Here is a 13,701-nt window from a genome sequence, read left to right on the forward strand (position 1 = left end):
TGGGGCTGGCGGGGTTGGTGACGTTCCAGAGCCGGACGGTGGTGTCGTTGCTGCCGGCGGCGAGGGTGTGGCCGTCCGGGGAGAACGCCACGGAGGTCACCTTGTCGGTGGGGCCGGTGAGGGGCTTTCCAAGGGGCGTGGGCCGGCTAGGCATGGTGGTAGGAGCATGGGTGGTCGAGCTGGCGAGGGGTTGCGCGGCGGGGGCGGGGTGGCGGGTGGTGAGGACGGCCGCGGTGACCGCGGCGGCGACACCGAGCGCGGCGGTGGTGGCGATAGCGATGGCCGGCCCGCGGCGGAGAGGCCGCCGTCGCGGGTGGGGTGGTGCTGGGGGCTGCAGAGGTTGGGCGGTCGCATAGGGGGGCGCCAGCGGGCCGACCCGGGCGGGAGCCTCGTCCTCGACGCTGCCAGGCGTGGGCGCGGCGGCTTGAGGTAGGAGCGGGACCGGCCCGCGCGGTGGCGGGGCGATGTTGCTGCCCGCCGTCGCGGCGACTGGGCTGGGTGGGGTCGTCGGGCCAGGGGGCGTGTGGCCAGTGGTCGGAGGGGCGGTGACCCATGGGGGTGCGACCGGTGGCGGTGTGATCTGCGGGACCACGAACCGTGGGGGTGTGACCCGTGGGCCTGTGATCGTCGGGGTGTCGTTGGCTGGGGTGTGGAGGTGCTGGAGGACGTCGAGCAGGTCGTCGGCGGTGGGGCGGTCGGCGGGGTTCTTGGCCATCGCGCGGGCGACGAGGGGGCGCAGGTTGGCAGGGACGCCGGTGAGGTCGGGCTGGTCGTGGACGACGCGGAGCAGGATGCGCGGCAGCGAGGCGCCGTCGAACGGCGCGTGGCCGGCGGCGGCGTACGCCAGGACCGCGCCCCAGGCATGGATGTCGGCGGCCGTGGTGACCGGCTGGTCGAGGGCCTGCTCGGGGGCCATGAAGGCAGGGGTGCCGATTGCGCCCTGGGTCATCATGGTCGTCGCGTCTGGTGCCCGGGCGATGCCGAAGTCGATGACGCGGGCGCCGAACCGGGACAGCAGGATGTTGCTGGGCTTGAGGTCGCGGTGGATCACGCCAGCGGCGTGGATGGCGCGCAGGGCGGAAGCGACCGCGGTGGCGAGCCATTCGAGGTCGGCGGGGGGCAAGGGGCCGCGGTCGCGGACGGCGGCGGTAAGCGTCGGCCCTTCGATGTACTCGGTGACGAGGTAAGGCCGGGTGCCCGTGGTGGCGACGTCGAGGACCGGGGCCGTAAAGGACCGGGCGACGCGCTTCGCGGCCTCGGCCTCGCGCTGGAAGCGGCCGCGGAACTCGGGTACGCGGGCGAGGTCGGCGCGGATCGCCTTGACCGCGACGAGCGGCCCGGTACCGTCGCGCTGGGCGAGGTACACGGTGCCCATGCCGCCGTCGCCGAGCCGGCCGAGCACCTGGTATGGGCCGAACGTACGCGGGTCGGACTCGTCGAGCGGTTCCACGCCCGGCGGCACCTCAGCCACGCCACCCCCGGTCAGACAAAACCACACCCGCCTGGTCCTGCCCAGGGCAAGGGAGGATCTTCTCGGCAGGACTATACCGGCTACCCGGTTGTGAAACGCCCAACAGCCGTCGCCGTCTAGTGCGGCATTCCTCAGAGATCGAGCACAGGTATTCGGGTGGGTGGTGCCGGGCGTCCCCAGATCCATTGGATCCTTCGGCGAGGCCTCGACCTGGCCCGCACATGCAGACCGGCCGCTGACTGGCCAGGGCGCGATAGCTCGCTACTATGCCGCAAGCGTGATCTGAGGATGCGCGCGGGCCTTGCGTTCGTAACCGAGCCGGGCGTCCAGATCGACAAGGGGGGAACTGCTTGTACCGGAGCGGGCAAGTGGGTCCTCGGGGGAGCGTGAGTCCGTCCCTGTTCTCGCGGCGGCGCGGGAGTACGGCCGTCGGGGCGCTGATCGTCACGATGGCGGCCCTGTCGCTGACGGCGTGCGGCTCGTCTGAGTCGCCGCCACCGCCACCACCGCCGTCCACCGCGCTGGGCTCCCCCTCGCCGCAGATCCGCGGCGCCGACCTCTCCTTCACCCTGCTGGAGGAGAAGGCCGGCAACAAGGTTTCGGAGAACGGAAAGAAGGCGCCGATCGAACGGATCCTCGCGGACCACGGCGCCAACTACGTGCGTCTTCGGCTCTGGGTGGACCCAGCCAAGGGGTACAGCGGCAGCAAGGCGGACACGCTCAAGCTCGCCCGCCGGGCGGCCGACGCCGGGATGAAGATCTACCTGGATCTCCACTATTCGGACATCTGGGCAGACCCGACCTACCAGGCGATACCGGAGTCGTGGGACCACACGCGCCTCACGGTGCTTTCCGGCCAGGTGCGCGACTACACCCGCGACGTGCTCGAGGAGTTTGCGAGCCAAGGCACGCCCGTCGACATGGTCCAGCTTGGCAACGAGGTGTCGGCCGGCATCCTGTGGCCGCTCGGCAAGCTCGACGACAGCCTGCCAGGCGGCGGCTGGCCGGGCTTCCTCGCCCTGTTGCGGGCGGGCGCGGCCGGCGTGCACGACGCCGAGCTCTCCGGCCCCGCCGCCGGCCATCCGGTGCGCATCGCGATCCACACGGACCGCATCGACGACCCCGACGGCCTGCGCGGCTGGGTCGAGCATCTGCGGACGGGGAAGGTCCCGTTCGACCTGGTCTCGTTGTCGTACTACGCGTTCTGGCAAGGGCCGATGAGCAAACTCGGCGCCGCAATGGACGAGCTCGCGCGCGGCCTTGGCATCGATGTCCTCGTCACGGAGACCGCCTATCCGTGGACTCTGGAGGGCGGCAACCCGCTCCTTGGGATCGCGGAGGTGGCCAAGCTGCCGGAGGCGGATCACTTCCCCCCGACACCCGCCGGGCAGATAGCCTACTTTGAGGCGCTACGTACCCTTATCAGTCAGGTTCCGGACGGCCACGGACTTGGGTTCATCGATTGGGAGCCCGGCTGGCTGCCCGGCGTCGGCGCACATCCGGGGGAGGACTCCATCCTGGCAAACGTCACCATGTTCGACTACGAGGGCCGCATGCTTCCGGTGGTCGCCACAGCGTTCGCGCCGCCAGGCCGCGGCACACCGGGGACGCCCTCGGCCGCCGTCACGCCCGGAAGGTGACATCCTCCGTGAGCTGACGGGGAGCCGGAACGGCGACGGTGGCGTCGGCGGCTTCCGGTTTCGTTGGCCCACCCGCTGGCCGGCCCGGGGCCAGGTAGGTCCACCCGGCGCCTCGCCACCTGGCCGGGTCGAGGGCGTGTCGCCCGTCGATCACGGTTCGACGGGCGACCACCTCGGCGAGCGCCGCCGGATCGAGGTCGGCGAACTCGGCCCACTCGGTGAGCAGGACCGTGACGTCCGCGCCCTTCACGGCATTGGCGACCGATGTCGCGTACCCAAGCCGCGGGTTCGCCCGGCGCGCGTTCTCGACCGCCATCGGGTCGTAGACGGTGACGGCGGCCCCCTCGTCGGCGAGTAGGGCGGCGACCGCGAGCGCCGGCGAGTCCCGTACGTCGTCGGAGTTGGGCTTGAACGCGGCACCGAGGACGCTGACCACGCGGCCGGTCAGCGCCCCGCCGGCCGCCTGACGCGCAAGCTCGACGATTCGGTGGCGGCGACGGATGTTGATCTCGTCGACCTCGCGCAGGAAAGCGAGGCTTGCACCGACGCCGAGCTCCTCGGCCCGGGCGCGGAACGCGCGGATGTCCTTGGGCAGGCAGCCGCCGCCGAAGCCGACGCCGGGGCGCAGGAACTTCCCGCCGATCCGGTCGTCGAGTGACAGGGCGCGCGCGAGCGTCGTCACGTCCGCGTCGACCGCCTCGCAGACCTCGGCCATCGCGTTGATGTAGGAGATCTTGGTGGCCAGGAACGAGTTCGCGGCCACCTTGACCAGCTCGGCGGTGGCGAAGTCGGCGACGATCACCGGGGTGTCGTGGCGGTCGGTGATCGGCGCGTAGACCGCGCGCAGCGTCGCCTCGGCGCCGGGGGACGCGACGCCGAAGACGAGCCGGTCCGGGCGCAGCGTGTCGTCGACGGCGAAGCCCTCGCGCAGGAACTCGGGGTTCCAGGCGAGCTCGACGCCCAGGCCCGGCGCCTCGGCGGCCAGCCGCGCGGCGAGGTCCGCGGCGGTGCCCACAGGCACGGTGGACTTGCCGACCACCAGGCAGCGGCGCCGCAGGTGCGGCGCGAGTGCGCTCACCGCGCCGTGCAGGTAGGAGAGGTCCGCGCCCTGCCCGCCGGGCTGCTGCGGCGTGCCGACGCACAGGAAGTGCACGTCACCGAAGGCCGCGACCTCTTCGAACGAGGTGGTGAACCGCAGCCGGCCGGAGTCCAGGTTCGACCGCAGCAGCTCGTCGAGCCCCGGCTCGAAGAACGGGACCTCGCCCCGGGCCAGCCGGTCGATCTTCGCGGTGTCGACGTCGACCGCCAGCACCTCGAAGCCCAGCTCCGCCATGCAGACCGCGTGCGTGGCACCCAGGTAGCCGGTGCCGATCACGGTCAGCCGCGGTTGGCCGCCGCCAGCCCCGAACCGCCACTCGCCATCGCCATCCCCCGTCGTCACTGCTCTGTCCCCCCCGCGGTCCGTTTCGGCGTAGCCGTTTGGGTTGTGGCGCTGGAAGTTCCAGGCGTCGCGGCACATGTCGGCCACGTCCCGGGTCGCCTTCCAGCCGAGCAGCTCGCGTGCGAGCGACGGGTCCGCGACGAGCTCGGCGACGTCGCCGGGACGGCGCGCGACCACCCGGCTCGGCAGCTCCCGCCCGCACGCCGCCGAGAAGGCGGTGAGGAGCTCGCGGACGGAGGTTCCGTGGCCGGTACCGAGGTTGATCACTCGATGGCCCGTGGCCTCGCCGAGCGCCTCCAGCGCGAGCCGGTGGCCCTCCGCGATGTCCACGACGTGGATGTAGTCGCGGATGCCCGTGCCGTCCGGCGTCGGGTAGTCGTCGCCGAAGATCGACAGCTCGGCCCGCCGGCCCACCGCCACCTGGGCGATGTAGGGCAGCACGTTGTTCGGGACGCCCCGCGGGTCCTCGCCCAGCAGGCCCGATGGGTGCGCGCCGGCCGGGTTGAAGTACCGCAGCGACGTGACTTGCCAGTCCGGGTGGCGCTGGCAGACGTCGGCGAGGATCTGTTCGCACATCCACTTCGTCCGGGCGTACGGGTTCGTCGGCCGCGCCGGGGCGTCCTCCCGGATCGGCATCGACTCCGCCTCGCCGTAGATCGAACAGGACGAGGAGAACACAAGCCGGTTCACCCCGCGCTCGAGCATCACGGAGACGAGACCAAGCGTCGCGTTCACGTTGGTGTCGTAGTAGTCGAGCGGGATGTCGACCGACTCGCCCACGGCCTTCCTCGCCGCGAAGTGGACGACCGCGTCCACCGGCCGGCGACGCAGCAGCTCGTTCAGGCTCGTGCGGTCGCGCAGGTCCAGCTCGACGAACGTGAAACGCCCGTCCGCGAGCCGGTGAACCCGCTCGACGGCGCCCGGCGAGCTGTTCGCGAAGTTGTCGACACCGACGACATCGTGACCCGTGGCCATCAACTCGACGGCCGTGTGCGAACCGATGAAACCGGCCGCGCCGGTCACCAGGACCGTCTGTGCCGCGTTTGTGGAACGTTCCGGCGCGCTCAGCGGAAGACTCCTTCTCGGCAGGCGAGTGGGTTGACCTGGCGGCGTCGGTGGCCATCCAGGTCTAGCCGTCGCCGATATCGACTCAATATGGCATGTATCGCAGTTACCAGATTGCGAGCGCCTGGATGATGGGTCCCGACGACGCGACGGCGGTACCGAGGAACAGCACGCCGAGAAGGCCGGACACTAGGAGCGGACGAGCCTGCAGCGCCACGACGTTTGGCAGCGCGGTACCGGTGCGGTGCGCGGACCGGACCTCCTGGACAACTGTGATCACCAGTAGCAGCCAGAACAGGGCGGCGTCCTGAAGCCCAAAGAACAGGTAGCCTTGGGACGGGCCCCGGTGGTGCAGACCGAGGTAGAACCAGCAGCTCGCCAAGGCGATCAGGACCATGGCTATGTATGGGGTGAGCACCTGCATTGGGAATGGGCGGCCCGCGCCGTCGACCCCCTTTCTGGTGATCATGTAAGGCTTCTTGACGCGCAGCAGTACCTGGATGAAGGCGCTGAAGACGACGACCCAGCGCGCGACGTGCAGGACGACGCCTCGCCAGCTCAGGCGCAGTCCGGCGGGCACGTGCCATGGACGGCTCCAGTACCAGATCACCGTGGCCATGATGGCCATCCAGATGCTGCGAGACAGGAACTCCAGGTATCCCACATGGGCGACCGGGGTGTTCAGCAGCAGGGATAGCAGCGGTATGCAGAACAGCACCACCATCGACAGGGACCAGAACGTGTACCAGGTCTGGACAAAGAGGAACTGCACGGCCTGGCGAGGCCGATAGCGCCAGATCAGCCGCGGGGTGTGGAACAGCAGGACCTCGATCATCGAGTATGCCCACGCGAACTGCTGGGACAGGTAGGTCTCGAAGGTCTCGGGCCCACCACCCACCGCGAGAACGTCCGGGACGAACACCCCCTGGTAGCCCTTCGCGGCCAGGCACACCGTATCGAGATGGTCCTCCGCTCGCGTTGGCTGGAAGCCGCCGATGCCGCGGATAGCCGCCATATCGTAGGTGCAGTGGCTGCCGATGATGAACGGCGTGCGGGAGAACCCGAAGAAGCCCATCTGCAGCGGGCCCTGAAGGCCGAACTCCTGTTCCGAGGAGCCACGCGCTGTCCAGGTCAGATGGTTGCCGTAGACGCTGGGCGCCTGGACCCACTTCACCTGCCGGTCGACGAAGTAGCCGAGCACCCGGTCGAGGTAGGAGGGATCGGCCAGGTGATCAATGTCAAACTGCGTGAAATGTGAGTAGAGGTCGCCGTACGCGTCGAGCCAGCTGTTGACGTTCCCGGCTTTCGTTTTCGCCTTGAACGGCGGATTTGCCTGATTCCAGGCCGAGACCCTGTCCTTGCCCCAGGTCTCTTCGTCGTGCCGGCAGAAATAACGTACCCCGAGGCTTTGCGCCATGGCCGCGATCTCGGGCGAATGCTCCTTGTCGACCAGGATCCAACTGTCGTGCGGATACCGGATGCGAGTCATGGCCACGAGCTGGGCGCGGACGATGTCGAGTGACTCCGAACCAGGGACGGTAAGGCTGATCACCGCCACCCGCCCGATGACACCGGAATCCTCCGCCCGGCTGACCGGGATGGGCACGGGACGGCGCATGTATCCGAGGAAGAGCGCGTACATCGACGATAGTACCGTCGCCGAATAGAAGAGCGCGGCCGTCATGAGGACGAACAGCAGAGTGTTTCCGATGTGCTGTCGAGTCAGCCACCATTCCCAGAAGTACCCGTTCGCGGCCAGCCACAGGGCGACGATCAGCCAGTACTGGCACTGCTGCGGTCGGGTCATCACCTTGCGCAGCTCAACCGCGGCGCGACCGTCGACCGTGGGCGACCCGGGGTGTCCGCGCCGGTGGGCACCGGCTCGGTGCTTCATCGGTTTCTCCTCGGTCCGAATGCCAGTGTCAGCCATGCCGCGCGCTTCGTCCCGTCGCTGGGGTCGGATGAATGAGAGCCTCGATGGCGGGCCCGGCCGGGTGCCCATCCACCCGTCCATGAATCACCTCGTGCTGTCAGCCAGCGTCGCCGTCGTCTCTGATCGGGCAGCGGGACGCCGGTGGCGCATCACGCGGCCTGCGGTTGGCCGGCGCCGGCGAGCTCGCGCTCGAACCACGTGATGGTCCTGGCCAGCCCGTCGCCCACGGATACCCGCGGCTCCCAGCCGAGCCGCTGGCGGGCGAGCGTGATGTCCGGCTGGCGCACCGTCGGGTCGTCGACCGGGCGCGGGATGAACGTGATCGGGGCGTCCGAGCCGCACAGCTCGCGTACCAGCCGCGCCGTGTCGAGAATCGACAGCTCGTACGGGTTGCCGATGTTGACCGGGCCGGGGAGGTCCGACCAGAGCAGTCGAAGAATGCCCTCGATCAGGTCGTCGACGTAGCAGACGGAACGGGTCTGCGAGCCGTCGCCGGCGACGGTGATCGGCTCGCCGCGCAGCGCCTGGGAAATGAACGTCGGGATCGCCCGGCCGTCGTCGGCGCGCATGCGCGGGCCGTAGGTGTTGAAGATGCGCACGATCCCGGTGTTCACGCCGCGCGCGTTGCGGTAGGCCATGGTTAGCGCCTCGGCGAACCGCTTGGCCTCGTCGTACATGCTGCGTGGGCCGACGGGGTTGACGTTGCCCCAGTAGGTCTCCGGCTGCGGGTGCACCTTCGGGTCGCCGTAGGTCTCCGAGGTGGAGGCGAGCAGGAACCGCGCACCCTTCGCCTTCGCGAGCCCCAGCGCGTTGCGGGTGCCGGTCGAGCCGACCATCAGCGTCTCGATCGGCAGGCGGTAGTAGTCCACCGGGGACGCGGGCGAGGCGAAATGCAGCACCGCGTCGAGCGGTCCCGGCAGGTGCAGGTACTCGGTGACGTCCCGGTCGACGAGCCGGAAGCGGCGGTTGGTGAGCAGGTGCTCGACGTTCTCCGGCCGGCCGGTGACGAAGTTGTCGACGCAGATCACCTCCGCGCCGTCGGACAACAGCCGTTCACACAGATGGCTGCCCAGAAAGCCAGCACCACCAGTTATCGCGACGCGCGTCACGACCCCCCCGTTCTCGTTCGCCAGTCAGCTCTCGTTCGGACACGGCACCGGGAGAGAGCAAAACCCCAAGGAAGAAGATGAACATGCGGCCACGGCATGCGTTCGAACGTTGCGAGAAGGTAGATGTCTTGTTGCGCAAAAACATCGACTGCTCGCCGCCACGACAGTCCACCGACCATCGCGTCATTCCGGTTGCCAGCACGCGGATTATCCCCCCTCAGGTCAGGGTAGACGTACACCCGCTACCGGACAAATGTGACCGGTCTCGCCCGACGCAGGTAACCCCCAGTTACCAGCGTCAACAGGGCACGCCCTGTTGAAGGCGGCATCGCTAAGCCCGAATCCGTGCCAGTGCATATCGACGCCGTGATCAAACGATCACTCACGGGTAAGCATCGCTACCAAGTGTCGAGAATCTAGTGCCGACAGTAACGGTGAACGGTTTGTAGCTCGAGCGCCCATTCGTGCCACGCGGCCCGCGTGGATACGGCGATGTCGACCCTTTGACGGGTAGTGCCTCTGTACCTCTGTCAACCGGTTCCAGCCTCGGGGCTCACCGGGTTCCACCTCCCACTCGGGGTGATCACGCGCGGACGAGCCGCCCGCCGCCGGCGGCTCGGCGAGTTCGCACCGAGCCCGCCGGAGGATGGGTGGTGCTGGCGAGCAGCCAGACATCACGCAGGGGGAGTGCTGCGTTGTGGGGAGGCGCGCGTGCCGGACTCCCGCGGCGGTGTCGTCGAACAGCGCGAGCGAGTTCGGTAACGCGGTCGCCACGGGAAGCCGTGGGTCGGCGTCGACGGCGAGTTCGTAGTGGCCGCGGCGGATGTTCTGGACGAGTGCTTGTCCGGTGCTGATCGTCCGTGCGGAGCGTAGGCGTTTCAGGCCGCGCATCGGCCGGAGCCTGACTTTGGTTCGGCTGTGGTCTGATTCGATGCGGTTGTTCTCCCGGGCGGCGTCGATGTGGCAGGCCTCGGGTAGCAGCTCGTCGAGGATCCTCGGGTCCGCGCCAGTTTCGTGGTTTCCGTCGGCGTTATACGTCTGTCGTCGGTTCTGCCCGGGCGTCGGGTGACGGTCGCAGTCAACTGCACCAGGACAGCCATACCTGGCCCCACCCGGCCGGGCCGCAGATCACTTATCGATCACGTTCAGTTCGTGGTCCCCGGCCATTGAGCGTTCACCGCGGAGAACGTCGACGACGATCGTGGCTGTGGCGGAGTGCGGCGCCGAGTGGGGCGCCGGCGACGGCGGAGATCCACGCCTGGCTGACTCCGCAGCCCGCCGGACCACGCCGCCGGCGCTCACCGCTCGCTGGAAAGGCTGATCTCTTCTGTGCCATTCCACAGGGATGCGGTCACGCCTGGGGGCGCCTGTGCGAGGACTCCACGGACGGCGGCCAGTGCGGCGGGGAGGTCGTCGCGCACGACGACGTGCAGGCGGGTTTCGTCCCGCCCATCCGGGTACGTCGTACCGCCGTGGACGTCGACGTGCGCCAGCACGCCGGACCGCACGAGCCTTTTCAGGTCGGCCCTGATCGGGGCGGTCGGCCTGTGCTCATTGCTGATGGTGACGAGTCGGAGTTCGAGATCCCACCTGTGCAGGTGGTGCAGCGGGCTCGCGCCGTACCAGCGGGCGATGACCGTCCCGGGCGCGGCGCCGCTGCGCTGTCCGGCGGCGACGACGCGCTCGCCGACCTCAGGAAACTCGCGGCGGCGATGGCCCAGGAGTTGCGGGTGGAACAGGATGGTTCCGGCCGGCACCAAGGCCATGCTTATCGAGGTGGGGCCGCGCGCGTTCGGCGCCGTGGCCGGCGGACTGTCCGGACCGCTCGGCGCCGCCCTGGGCACGCTGGCGGGCTTCGGAGCCGAGGAGATCCTCCGCCAGGTAGGCGAACGGATCTGGGGCCTCGTGTTCGCCCAGTTGCCCTTCGTCAGCTCCCGAAAGCTGCTCACCCGTGCCGTCCGCGCGGACTGGGAAACGCACGCCACTCTCGACCGCACCCTGCGCACGATCTGGGAGACCCCTGCGGCCCCCTGAGGCGTCCAGGTCGCGGTTGAACGTAGCCGAGCCGCCGGTCGTCGCCGAGACCGCGAGGTGCGACAGCGCACAGAACTGCCATCGGAACCTGGTAAGTCAGCACTGCGCCTAATGACACCCAGCCTGGGAAACCCCCGGCAGCACGCCTCCGATTGGAAGATCAACAAGGGAACCTGCAGGCGTGCAGGTTCCCCGATGATCTAGCAATTCCCGGCGATCTTTAGCACTTCCCTGGCAATTGCTAGGTACAGCGCATCGAGGGCACGCCGGACCACGGGCAGACTCCCCGGCTGATCCTGGTCTCCCTGGATCCCGATCATCGGCCTGGAGGCTCGAGGCTAGCCTTCCTGTGTGGTGCCGCTCTCGGCGAGCTGGGCTAGCTGTTCGGTGACCGTGCCCCAGCCTTCCAGGAAGCCGAGCTCCTGGTGTCGGGCACGGGCGGCCGGGTCGCCGTGGCGGACGAGGATTCGGTAGTCGGTTCCGCTGGGATGATCTCGGAAGGTGATCTCGGCGGTCATGGGTACCGGCGCGGGTGTGGCGGGGCGCCAGGCGCTGTCGATCGCGTTCGTGAACACGATGCGTTCGAGTTCGTCGACGACCAGGAAACAGGCGTCGAGGTGTGGTGTGAACTCGGTGCTGTCGTCACTGAGCCGCGTCACGAACGCGCCGCCGGGACGGACCTCGAGGCGGTCGACGCGGCACAGCGTCGGGGCTGGAAGCCACCAGCGTTCGAGGCTGGCGGGGTCGGTCCAGGCCTTCCAGACGGCGGCGCGCGGCGCGCGGATGACGCGTTCGATCGAGAGGTCGAGTTCGAGGTTCATGCCTGTTCCTTCGGGGAGGTGACGAACTGGGTGAGACGGTCGGCGCGGTCCTCCCAGATGTGCCGCTGCTCGGCCAGCCAGTCCTCAAGCGGCGCGAGGCTGCCGTGGTTGAGTTCGCAGGTGCGGACCCGGCCGGACTTCACGGTGCGGATGAGGCCGTTCTTCTCGAGCGTGTGGACGTGCTTCATGAACGAGGGGAGGGCCATGGGGAAGGCGTCGGCGAGGTCGCTGACGGTCGCCGGCCCGTGGCCGAGGCGGCTGAGCACGGCGCGCCGGGTCGGATCCGCGAGGGCGCCGAGCAGTCCATCGAGCCGCACCGAATACTGTTCCACGTGGCTAAGTATCGCGCGCCGCGACACTTAGTGCAACGGCTAAGTTTCCATTCCGTCGGGATCCTCGCCGCGTCGGACCAGTCGCCCTTCGACTCGGTCCTTCCGTGAACGCACCGAGATCCGGCGGCCCCGGTAGTTCTCCACGAGGACGCCCATCACGCGCCCCCGGAGGTGCAGAGAAGATCCGTCCACTCGATCTTGCTGTTTGCGCTCACGAGGCACCCCGAACGATCAACCGGCGTGTTTGGGTTGGGTTCGACAGAAAGCGCTGATCTTCACCGAAAGATCTGCCCTGACGGCTGGACCGACCCCTGGAGGCGGTGTCGTGGTCGACGACGAGCACTTCGCTGACCTGGTGGCACGACACGTGGCCGCGATCCCAGGAGTCGTCGCCGTGGCCCTCGGGGGATCCCGCGCGCAGGGAGATCACGGGCCAAACAGCGATTGGGACTTCGGCCTTGTACTACCGGGGCCGGCTGAATCCGGACGACGTGCGGGCGCTGGGCTGGCAGGGGACGGTGTTCGCACCCGGCGAGTGGGGCGGCGGGGTAATGAACGGCGGAGCCTGGCTGACCGTTGACGGACGCCGTGTCGACCTGATCTACCGCGATCTCGACGAAGTTGAGCATCGGCTCGTCGAGACCGAGCAGGGTCGGTTCGTGGTCGAGCGGCTGCCGTTCTACCTGGCCGGCATCCCGACCTACGTTGTCTCCGGAGAACCCGCCATCTCCCGCGTCCTGATCGGCGATCTGCCCCGACCGGCGTTCCCACCCGCGCTGCGCAGCCAAGCCGCCCGGTTCTGGAACGAATCGGCGCGGCTCATCCTCGACTACGCGGAAACCAACTACGTTCCCCGCGGGGACGCCCTCAGCTGCGCGGGCGCGTTCGCTCGCGCCGTCATCGAGGCCGCCCACGGCCGCCTGGCCGCTGCTGGGCCCTCAACGAGAAACGCATCGTCGAGCGGGCCGGGCTGACGGAACTCATCCCACGCTTCGGCCAGCTCGGCGGCACCCCGCACGAGTTGCGTCACGCTCTGGAGGACATCCGCCACGCGCCGGCCCGAGCAGAGCCCTGAACCGTGATCGCTAGAGGAGAAAGTGCAGAGAAGAAACCGCCACCAGCGCAGCAGCGCGAAGCAGTAGCTGCGCACACTGCCCGCCGTATCGCCCCGAGCCACGAAGTCATGGAGGAAACTCGTGATCGGGTCGCCTGACCGAGCAGCGAAACCGCTGGTCACGGCCCCGGATCGAGTTCTGGCACGCTACACGGGTTCCGAACCGTCGATCTACGCAGGCCAGAACTGGATCAGGTACTGCTCTGTGCCATCGTCGATCTCGTACTTGTCCATGAACTGGCCCTGGGCTTCGTCGCGGCCCTTGGAGTAGGCGCGGCCGTGGTACTTGCCGAGCGGCCCGATGGTGATCCCGTCCTCCGACGCCGGACCCATGGTGACCGTGACCACAGCCAGTCGCCCTGTGGTGCACGTGAACTGGAAGTCGCTACTGATCTCCCAGGCGTCATCTTGCCGGCTCGGCGCCGTTTCCCAAGCCTCGATCCGCGCGGTGGCAACGTGGTACGCAGCGCCGCTCACGATGACGATCCAGTCAGCGCCGGTGCTGAGGAACTCGCCGTCCGCAGGGCCTTCGAGGTCCGGCGTCTCCTCCGCTTCGTAGAAGCCCTCGTCCTTGACGAAAAACTGCCGGTACTCGATGTCGACCTTCTCGTCCAGGACGGCCTGTGGCGCTGGATTGGCCATGGCTACGCACTCCGTATCGGTTTGCTGACTGGTGCGGCGTCGGACGCAGTCTGCAAGGCAGTGCTGGTCGGGACCACGCCGAGCCGAACGCTCCCAGCC

The 13,701-nt window shown here is 68.8% G+C and carries 11 protein-coding genes and 1 pseudogene; 3 read left to right on the forward strand and 9 right to left on the reverse strand.

Annotated elements, in window-relative coordinates; all coding sequences use genetic code 11:
- Positions 1-1,450: WD40 repeat domain-containing serine/threonine protein kinase (locus BCD48_RS01960; protein WP_241841448.1), on the reverse strand; the 1,450-nt coding region annotated here is incomplete at its 3' end.
- A 407-nt stretch (positions 1,451-1,857) separates the two neighbouring features.
- Here BCD48_RS01960 and BCD48_RS01965 point away from each other — a divergent pair.
- A complete protein-coding gene (locus BCD48_RS01965; protein WP_071046509.1) occupies positions 1,858-3,111 on the forward strand; it encodes a glycoside hydrolase family 53 protein in 1,254 nt (417 codons plus the stop codon).
- Here the strand turns inward: BCD48_RS01965 and galE are convergent.
- From galE to BCD48_RS01985, 5 genes and pseudogenes are all read right to left on the reverse strand, one after another.
- Positions 3,095-5,575, reverse strand: a complete 2,481-nt coding sequence (gene galE, locus BCD48_RS55360; protein WP_349307988.1) for a UDP-glucose 4-epimerase GalE — start codon at positions 5,573-5,575, stop codon at positions 3,095-3,097. The genes BCD48_RS01965 and galE overlap by 17 nt on opposite strands.
- Positions 5,576-5,723: 148 nt before the next feature.
- Complete coding sequence (locus BCD48_RS01975; RefSeq protein ID WP_241841449.1) at positions 5,724-7,511, reverse strand: glycosyltransferase family 2 protein; 1,788 nt, start codon at positions 7,509-7,511, stop codon at positions 5,724-5,726.
- Positions 7,512-7,699: 188 nt separating this feature from the next.
- Positions 7,700-8,659, reverse strand: a complete 960-nt coding sequence (locus BCD48_RS01980; protein ID WP_071046511.1) for a UDP-glucuronic acid decarboxylase family protein — start codon at positions 8,657-8,659, stop codon at positions 7,700-7,702.
- Positions 8,660-9,398: 739 nt separating this feature from the next.
- A pseudogene (locus BCD48_RS45260) lies at positions 9,399-9,658 on the reverse strand (DDE-type integrase/transposase/recombinase); the annotation flags it as partial.
- A 299-nt stretch (positions 9,659-9,957) separates the two neighbouring features.
- Positions 9,958-10,416, reverse strand: a complete 459-nt coding sequence (locus BCD48_RS01985) for a hypothetical protein (RefSeq protein ID WP_071046512.1) — start codon at positions 10,414-10,416, stop codon at positions 9,958-9,960.
- A gap of 7 nt (positions 10,417-10,423) precedes the next feature.
- Here BCD48_RS01985 and BCD48_RS01990 point away from each other — a divergent pair, with 7 nt between their 5' ends.
- Positions 10,424-10,693 carry a hypothetical protein gene (locus BCD48_RS01990; RefSeq protein ID WP_131803710.1) on the forward strand — a complete coding sequence of 90 codons (270 nt, stop codon included), beginning with the start codon at positions 10,424-10,426 and terminating at the stop codon, positions 10,691-10,693.
- Positions 10,694-11,031: 338 nt separating this feature from the next.
- On the opposite strand, the gene BCD48_RS01995 is transcribed toward BCD48_RS01990, so the two are convergent.
- Together BCD48_RS01995 and BCD48_RS02000 are read right to left on the reverse strand one after the other, a co-directional pair.
- On the reverse strand, positions 11,032-11,514 hold the full coding sequence (locus BCD48_RS01995) for an SRPBCC domain-containing protein (protein WP_071046516.1): 483 nt from the start codon (positions 11,512-11,514) through the stop codon (positions 11,032-11,034).
- Positions 11,511-11,831: an ArsR/SmtB family transcription factor gene (locus BCD48_RS02000; protein ID WP_198543036.1), complete on the reverse strand. Its 321-nt coding sequence runs from the start codon at positions 11,829-11,831 to the stop codon at positions 11,511-11,513. Before BCD48_RS02000 ends, BCD48_RS01995 begins: the two co-directional genes overlap by 4 nt.
- A gap of 473 nt (positions 11,832-12,304) precedes the next feature.
- On the opposite strand from BCD48_RS02000, the gene BCD48_RS51900 reads away from it, so the two are divergent.
- Positions 12,305-12,820 carry a hypothetical protein gene (locus BCD48_RS51900; RefSeq protein ID WP_241841450.1) on the forward strand — a complete coding sequence of 172 codons (516 nt, stop codon included), beginning with the start codon at positions 12,305-12,307 and terminating at the stop codon, positions 12,818-12,820.
- 311 nt (positions 12,821-13,131) lie between these two features.
- Here the strand turns inward: BCD48_RS51900 and BCD48_RS02010 are convergent, their stop codons facing one another.
- Complete coding sequence (locus BCD48_RS02010) at positions 13,132-13,602, reverse strand: hypothetical protein (protein ID WP_071046517.1); 471 nt, start codon at positions 13,600-13,602, stop codon at positions 13,132-13,134.
- Between the last annotated feature and the right edge of the window lie 99 nt (positions 13,603-13,701).

The organism is Pseudofrankia coriaricola (assembly GCF_001854805.1).
GTDB lineage: Bacteria > Actinomycetota > Actinomycetes > Frankiales > Frankiaceae > Pseudofrankia.

Bases quoted from the DNA above. Each gene is read 5' to 3' on its own strand.
- BCD48_RS02010 (WP_071046517.1), bottom strand. From the start codon at position 13,602: ATGGCCAATCCAGCGCCACAGGCCGTCCTGGACGAGAAGGTCGACATC.
- BCD48_RS01990 (WP_131803710.1), top strand. From the start codon at position 10,424: ATGCTTATCGAGGTGGGGCCGCGCGCGTTCGGCGCCGTGGCCGGCGGA.
- BCD48_RS01975 (WP_241841449.1), bottom strand. From the start codon at position 7,511: ATGAAGCACCGAGCCGGTGCCCACCGGCGCGGACACCCCGGGTCGCCC.
- BCD48_RS01995 (WP_071046516.1), bottom strand. From the start codon at position 11,514: ATGAACCTCGAACTCGACCTCTCGATCGAACGCGTCATCCGCGCGCCG.